This window comes from Phenylobacterium sp. (genome assembly GCF_036263695.1).
GTDB lineage: Bacteria > Pseudomonadota > Alphaproteobacteria > Caulobacterales > Caulobacteraceae > Phenylobacterium.
Window position 1 is genome coordinate 1 of record NZ_DATAGM010000175.1, and the last position, 6,869, is coordinate 6,869.

8 protein-coding genes are annotated in these 6,869 nt (G+C 71.1%); 2 read left to right on the forward strand and 6 right to left on the reverse strand.

All coding sequences use genetic code 11. The features are described 5' to 3' along the window. The 3 genes from VHK87_RS07160 to VHK87_RS07170 all read right to left on the reverse strand — a co-directional run. A partial coding sequence (locus tag VHK87_RS07160; RefSeq protein ID WP_329634215.1) for a glutathione S-transferase family protein occupies positions 1 to 341 on the reverse strand: 341 nt, incomplete at its 3' end. A 69-nt stretch (positions 342 to 410) separates the two neighbouring features. Beyond that, positions 411 to 1,346, reverse strand: a complete 936-nt coding sequence (locus VHK87_RS07165; RefSeq protein ID WP_329634216.1) for a cation diffusion facilitator family transporter — start codon at positions 1,344 to 1,346, stop codon at positions 411 to 413. Positions 1,347 to 1,448: 102 nt separating this feature from the next. After that, the gene (locus VHK87_RS07170) at positions 1,449 to 2,534 is read right to left on the reverse strand and encodes a citrate synthase/methylcitrate synthase (RefSeq protein ID WP_329634217.1); all 1,086 of its coding nucleotides are present in this window, start codon (positions 2,532 to 2,534) and stop codon (positions 1,449 to 1,451) included. A 77-nt stretch (positions 2,535 to 2,611) separates the two neighbouring features. Here VHK87_RS07170 and VHK87_RS07175 point away from each other — a divergent pair, with 77 nt between their 5' ends. Continuing rightward, on the forward strand, positions 2,612 to 3,769 hold the full coding sequence (locus tag VHK87_RS07175; RefSeq protein WP_329634218.1) for a citrate synthase: 1,158 nt from the start codon (positions 2,612 to 2,614) through the stop codon (positions 3,767 to 3,769). Here the strand turns inward: VHK87_RS07175 and VHK87_RS07180 are convergent. Both VHK87_RS07180 and VHK87_RS07185 read right to left on the reverse strand, forming a co-directional pair. Next, a complete protein-coding gene (locus tag VHK87_RS07180; protein ID WP_329634219.1) occupies positions 3,766 to 4,377 on the reverse strand; it encodes a LysE family translocator in 612 nt (203 codons plus the stop codon). The genes VHK87_RS07175 and VHK87_RS07180 overlap by 4 nt on opposite strands. Positions 4,378 to 4,632: 255 nt before the next feature. Beyond that, positions 4,633 to 5,034, reverse strand: coding sequence for a hypothetical protein (locus tag VHK87_RS07185; protein ID WP_329634220.1), 402 nt, complete (start codon positions 5,032 to 5,034; stop codon positions 4,633 to 4,635). A 155-nt stretch (positions 5,035 to 5,189) separates the two neighbouring features. Between VHK87_RS07185 and VHK87_RS07190 the strand changes: the two genes are divergently transcribed. Then, the gene (locus tag VHK87_RS07190) at positions 5,190 to 5,990 is read left to right on the forward strand and encodes an undecaprenyl-diphosphate phosphatase (protein ID WP_329634221.1); all 801 of its coding nucleotides are present in this window, start codon (positions 5,190 to 5,192) and stop codon (positions 5,988 to 5,990) included. Positions 5,991 to 6,062: 72 nt separating this feature from the next. On the opposite strand, the gene VHK87_RS07195 is transcribed toward VHK87_RS07190, so the two are convergent. After that, positions 6,063 to 6,869: NAD(P)/FAD-dependent oxidoreductase (locus VHK87_RS07195; RefSeq protein WP_329634222.1), on the reverse strand; the 807-nt coding region annotated here is incomplete at its 5' end.

The following is a 6,869-nucleotide window of genomic DNA, read 5'->3' on the forward strand; positions in this document are numbered from 1 at the left end:
CCGCCGACCTCGTAATCGAACTTGCGGTCGAACCACTGCAACAGCCGGCGCGCCTCCGCACGCTCGGCCGCCTCGCGCCCCATCAGGGCTGGCTCGGGGTTCTGCTCCTCCAGGTGATCGAGGATGGCGCGGGACTCGCACAGCACGATGCGCCCGTCCGGCCCCTTCTCCTCCAGCACCGGCGTCAGACCCGAGGGGTTGAGCGCCAGGAATTCCGGCGGGCTCTCCCAGTAGCGGACCTGCACCTCGTTGAAGGCCAGCCGCTTTTCGCCCAGCGACAGGCGCACCTGGCGAGAGGCCGGGTCCATCGGGAAATGGTGGAGGGTGCGCTCGACGCTCATGCCCGCACGCGGAGAGGAATCACTGCCGTTCAAGAGCGACCTAAGCCCTTAAGGGGGCGTTTACTACACTCAATCCTCATCCGAGAACGGCTCGGAATGAGTTTCGGCTCGTCCCCGGGGATCGGCGTGGATGATCACGTCGGCGGAGGGAAAGGCCTCGACCAGGCGACGTTCGGCGTCGTCGGTCACTTTATGCGCGGCCTCGAACGACAGCTCCGGGTCGAGATCCACATGCATCTGGATATGGATGAAGGGGCCGGACGCGCGGGTGCGCAGCTGATGAACGTGGGTCAGGCGCGGGTCCTGGCGCACCACCTCGAGGATTCGGATGCGCGCCTCATCCGGCAGCTCGCGATCCATCAGCTGGTCGGACGCCTCGCGGAACACGCCGACGGCGCCCCAGACCAGCAGGGCGGCGATGATCAGCCCGGCGGCGGCGTCCAGTCCCGAGACGCCGAGCAGGCCGGCGCCGGCGATCCCGAGCAGGGCGATGGCGTTGGAGGCGAGGTCTGAGACGTAGTGCACCCGGTCGCCGGCGACCGCGACGGAGGCGGTCTTCTTCAGCACCGCTGTCTGGGCGCGCACCAGCCCCAGGGTCAGGACGGCGGAGACGACCATCACCGCGGTCGCCCAGCCCTCCTGGGCGATCGGGCGCGGATCGATCAGCCGCTCGACGGCCTCGCGGCCGATCAGGGCGGCGGAGGCGAACACCAGGCCGGCCTGGATCAGGCTGGCGAAGGCTTCGGCCTTGCCGTGGCCGAAGCGGTGCTCCCGGTCGGGTGGGGCGACCGCGTAGCGGACTGCGAAGAACGTCGCCAACGAGGCGGCCAGGTCCAGGGCCGAGTCGGCCATCGAGGCCATCACCGCCACCGAGCCCGACGCCAGCCAGACCGCCAGCTTCAGCGAGACCAGCACCGCCGCCGTGCCGACCGACAGCATCGTCACCCGCCGGGTGAGGGCCGCCGTCTCGGCGGGCGCCAGGCTGCTGAGGATCCCCGTGGTCATGGGGCGAAATTAATCCGCAGGCTGGCCCCGCCCCAGCGCGAACGACTCTCAGCTCCCCCTCCCTTCCGTCATCGCCGTCGCGGCGACCCAGCCCGTTGCGGCTTATGCCGCCTCCCTCGGCTGCGGGCCGACGTAGACGCTCTGCGGGCGGATCAGCCGCCCGCCGGCCAGCTGTTCGCGGGCGTGGGCGAGCCAGCCGGCGACGCGGCCCATGGCGAACACGCAGGTGAAGGCGCTGGGGGGGAAGGCGAGGGCCTCCAGCAGCAAGGCGGTGTAGAACTCGACATTGGTGTCCAGCGAGCGGTCGGGCTTGCGGGCCTTGAGGATGGCCAGCGCCGCGGCCTCGACGGCCTCGGCGAACTCAAGCCGGCCGTGGGCCACGTTCGACTGGCCGACCAGCTTGCGCACGGCGGTCTTCAGCGCGTCTGCGCGGGGGTCGCGCACCCGGTAGATTCGGTGACCGAAGCCCATCAACCGGTCGCCGCGGTCCAGCGCCGCCTCGATCCAGGCCCGGGCGTTCTCCGGCCGGCCAATGCCGTCCAGCATGTCGATCACCGGACCCGGCGCGCCGCCGTGCAGCGGGCCCTTCAGCGCGCTGATCCCCGCCAGCACCGCGGAGGTCAGGCCCGCGCGCGTCGAGGCCACCACCCGAGCGGCGAAGGTCGAGGCGTTCAGGCCGTGGTCGCTGACGGTGACCAGGTAGGTGTCCAGCGCCGCCACTTCCGCCGGCGAGGCCTCGCGGCCGCGCAGCATCCGCAGGACGTCCGCGGCGTGGCTCAGCGAGGGATCGGGCGCGACCGGCGCCTGGCCGGCCTGGGCGCGCACCACGGCGGCGGTGAACACCGCCGGCGCCGCAGTCAGCCGCAGGGCGGTCGCCAGGTCGTCGCCGTCGCCCAGCCGGGCGGTCAGCGCGCGCATGGCCTCGATCGGCGTGCGGTCGAGCAGGCCGGTGTCGAGGGCGGTCACCTCGCCGAACACCTCGGCGCGGGCGTGGCCCAGGAGGCCGGCGAGGTCGGCCGGCAGGTCGTCGAAGAAGCCGTCGAACAGCAGGCGGGCGGCGTCTTCGTAGGTGGTGCGTCCGGCCAACTGCTCCACCGGCCAGCCGCGGATGATCAGGCGCCCGGCCTGGCCGTCGACTTCGGAGAACACGGTATGGGCGGCGACGACGTCTTCAAGGCCGTCGGACATGACGATCTCCTCTTTGGTTGCATTGCAACATTCGCCCGAGCGTTGCCATCGTCAATCTTGATCAATATGATCAATGTATGCCGCAGGCGGACTGGATCGGGGCGGAGGAGGCGCGGGCGCGGCTGGGCGTCAGGCCGCAGACCCTCTACGCCTATGTGAGCCGGGGCCGGGTGCAGGTGCGGCCCGACCCCACGGACCCGCGACGGAGCCTCTACCGGGCCGCCGACATCGCCGACCTGCACCAGCGTAAGTCGCGCAGCCGCAAGATCTCGGAGGTGGCCGAGGGCGCCATCTCCTGGGGCGAGCCGGTGCTGGCCTCGGCGATCATGACGGTGTCGGCGGGGCGGCTGTATTACCGCGGCCGAGACGCCGTGGAGCTGGCCGAGGTGGAGACGCTCGAGGGCGTCGCCCGCCTGCTCCGAGGCGGGCACGGGGCGGCGCTGAAGCGCACCGACCGGCCGCAACCGCCGCAGGGCGCGGACATGCGCTCGCGGGCCTTCGTCGCGCTGGCGCGCCGCGCCGGCGTCGATCCGCCGGCCCGCGGCCGCAACCCGCTGGCGCTGGCGGTCGAGGCGGCCACCCTGCTGGACGTGATGACCGACGCCGTGGCCGGCCAGGTCGGCGGCGGGGCGATCCACAACCGGCTGGCGCTGGCGTGGGGCCTGGGGCCCGGCGGACCGGGCGCGGACCTGATCCGACGGACGCTGGTGCTGCTGGCTGACCACGAGCTGAACGCCTCGGCCTTCGCCGCCCGGGTGGCGGCCTCCACCGGCGCGTCGCTGGCGGCGGCGGCCCTGGCGGGGCTCTCGGCGCTCTCGGGGCCTCGCCACGGCGGCGCCCCGGCCGCGATCCAGAACGTGGTGGAAGAGGCGCGGCGGACAAGCCCGCACACGGCCATCGCGGCGCGGCTGGCGGAGGACCGGCAGATCCCCGGCTTCGGCCACCCGCTCTATCCGGATGGCGACCCGCGCGCCGCCGCCCTGCTCGCGCGCTTCAACCCGCCGCCGCAGTACGCGGCCCTGCGCGAGGCCGCTGAGCGGGCGACGGGTCTGGCGCCGAACATCGACTTCGCGCTCACCAGCCTCTCCGACAGCCTCGGCCTGCCGAAGGACGCCCCCTTCGCCCTGTTCGCCATCGCCCGCTGCGCCGGCTGGATCGCCCACGCCATCGAGCAGGGCCAGAGCGGCGCCCTCATCCGCCCCCGCGCCCGCTACGTGGGGCCGGAGGTGGGTTAGAGCGCCTCCAGCAGCACCGGCAGCAGCGAGAGCACCAGAAGGCCGGCCATCGTCCAGTTGAAGATCCGCAGGCGGGCCGGCGTGCCGAGGACGCCGCGGAGGGCCAGGCCAAAGCCGGTCCAGCTGGCCACGCAAGGCAGATTCACCAGGGTGAAGACGGCGGCGACCACCACGACGTTGGCTGCGTAGTTCTCCGGGGGGGCGTAGGCGGTGACGCCGCCCAGCGCCATGGCCCAGGCCTTGGGGTTGACCCATTGGAAGGCGGCGGCCTGCCAGAAGGTCTGCGGACGTCCGGCCCCTTCGCCGCCCTTCATCTCGCCGGACATGGCGATCTTCCAGGCCAGGTACAGGAGATAGGCCGAGCCCGCGACCTTCAGCACCCCGTGCAGCGCCGGGTAGGCGGCGAACAGGCCGCCTAGCGCCAGACCTGCGCCAAGCACCAGGGCGAAGAAGCCCAGGTTGACGCCCATCAGGTGCGGCACGGTCCGGCGGAAGCCGAAGTTGGCGCCGGAGGCGAGCAGCATGGTGTTGTTCGGGCCGGGCGTAATCGAGGAGACGAACGCGAAGAGCGCGAGCGCCGCCAGCATTTCAGGAGGGATCTGAGGCATGGGGAGGGTCCTTGGGGAGGACTCCCGGCTGCCGGATACGTCGCACTTGGCGCCTCTCCCGCCGCCGGGAGAGGCTGGTGGCGCCCTTAGCCGGCGCCCGCCGTCGTCCCGCACGTCATCGACCGCCCGGCCATTACCGGGCGGATGATAGCCTGACGGGCGAAGGCGAAAGCAGCTGTCACGGTTGCGGTCCTTGGCGACGGACGGCCGGATAGCACAGCTGCGCCGTGCGGGCCAGCCGCCGGGGCGGTGGCTTCAGCGCGCCTTGCGCGCCGCCGCTGCGGCCGCATCCGCCTCGGCCTGCGAGAAGACGCCGTCCTTGTCGGTGTCGAGCTCGGTGAAGCGGCGCTCGGCCTGGGCGGAGACCTCGTCGCGGGTCACGACACCGTCGCCGGAGTGGTCGTAGGTCTTCCAGATCCGGTCCACCTGGCCGCGCATGCCGGGCAGCTTGGCCAGGGCCGGCAGCTCGGTGCGCAGCACCCGCCCGTCCCGGTCCTTGTCGTACTTGATCAGCTCCTTCAGCACCGCGGCCTTGTAGTCGGCGCGGCTGACCTTGCCGTCCTTGTCCATGTCGAGCTGGGCGAGGTTCGGCCGCTGCTGGGCCACGGCGGGCGCGGCGCAGGCGAGGAGGGCGGCGGCGAGCAGGATGTGGCGCATGCGGGAACCTTGCTGGTGTGTTCAGGTGAGGCTTGCCACTTCTGGATGAATGGAGCCTGACCGCATGGTCGCAGCGGCCCAGAAAGCGTTCGCCGCGAATCCGAGGCTTACCCTAAACAGGCCGCTTACGAGAGCGCGATGCGGGAGGGGCGGCTTTGCCGGATTGGGTCTACGCGATCATCCTGGGGCTGGTCGAAGGCCTCACCGAATTCATCCCGGTCTCCTCCACCGGCCACCTGCTGCTGACGAAGGAGGCGCTAGGCCTGCCCGACGGCTTCTGGGGCACCTTCAGTGTGCTGATCCAGCTGGGCGCGATCCTGGCGGTGGTGGTGGTCTACTTCCAGCGCCTGTGGGGCGTCGTGTTGCGGATACCCACCGATCCCAAGGCGCGGGGCTTCGTGCTGAGCGTGCTGGTCGCCTTTCTGCCGGCGGTGGTGATCGGGCTGGCGCTCCACGACTTCATCAAGGAGGTGCTGTTCGAGAGCCCGGCGATCATCTGCTGGTCGCTGATCATCGGTGGGATCGGCCTGCTGTTCATCGACCGCTTCGCGCCGACGCCCCGCTACGACGACGCCATGGAGCTGCCGTTCTGGACTTCGCTGGGCGTGGGGATGATGCAGGTATTCTCCATGGTTCCCGGGGTCTCGCGCTCCGGCGCCACCATCGTCGGCGGCGTGCTGCTGGGCGTGCGCAAGGAAGCGGCCACCGAGTTCTCGTTCTTCCTGGCCATCCCGACAATGCTCGGCGTCTTCGTGCTCGACGCCTGGGAGAACCGCAACGCGATCAGCGCCGACCAGGCGGGCACGATCGCCGTCGGCTTCGTCGCCTCGTTCATCTTCGCCCTGATCGTCATCAAGACCATGGTCGCCTTCGTGAGCCGGCGGGGCCTCTCCCCGTTCGGCTGGTGGCGGATCATCGTCGGCCTCGCAGGGCTGGTGGCGCTCAACCTGCGCTAGCGCCCGCCGGCGGACGCTGCGATTGACCGTGGTGGGTGGGGAGCGGACGCAACTGCAGCCGCCCGGTCACCGTCACCCCCAAACACCGCCGGCCGATGACGGCGCTGCGTCCGCCGCCGTGGCGGCAGCAGGCGCCGATGGTGAGGCAGAGGGGCCGCGCCGCTGTGCTTCCGCAGGTGCTGCGTTCGCCGGCTCGGTGATCAACCGGGCCCTGCGTCCGAAAGTCAGGTAATCCCAGATCCAACTGAACGCGACCGCGATGCGATTGCGGAGCCCGATCAGAAAGTAGACATGCACCACGCCCCAGACGAGCCAAGCCGGGAACCCCGTCAAAGTTATCCGGTCCATTCGAACGACGGCGGCCTTGCGTCCGATCGTAGCCAAGTCGCCCTGGTGTCGGTACCGGAACGGCGCTGAACCAACCTGCCCCTGGGCCCGCTGAGCGATCAGAGCTCCGACGTGGCGCCCCATCTGCTTCGCCGCGGGAGCGACCCCGGGGATGGGCTTGCCGGCATCGGATCGCGCAGCGGCGGTGTCCCCAATCGCGAATATCTCCGGGTGACCGGGTACGGACAGGTCGGAGTCGACCATAATGCGGCCAGCCCGGTCGCGGTCCGCGTGCAGCCAGTCGGCCGCCGCAGACGCGGCCACACCCGCAGCCCACACCACCGCTCCTGCGCCCACCCGGCGCTCCCCCACGACCACATGGTCGTCTGCGATTTCGGTCACCGGCGCGTCGAGGAGAACTTGCACACCACGCTGCTCAAGGGCTCGGCGCGTGTAGTCGCTGAGGGCCTCCGGAAACGCCGCCAGGAGCCTGGCGCCCGCTTCGATCAGCAGCACGCGTGCGGCGCCAGGATCCACATTTCGAAAGTCCGG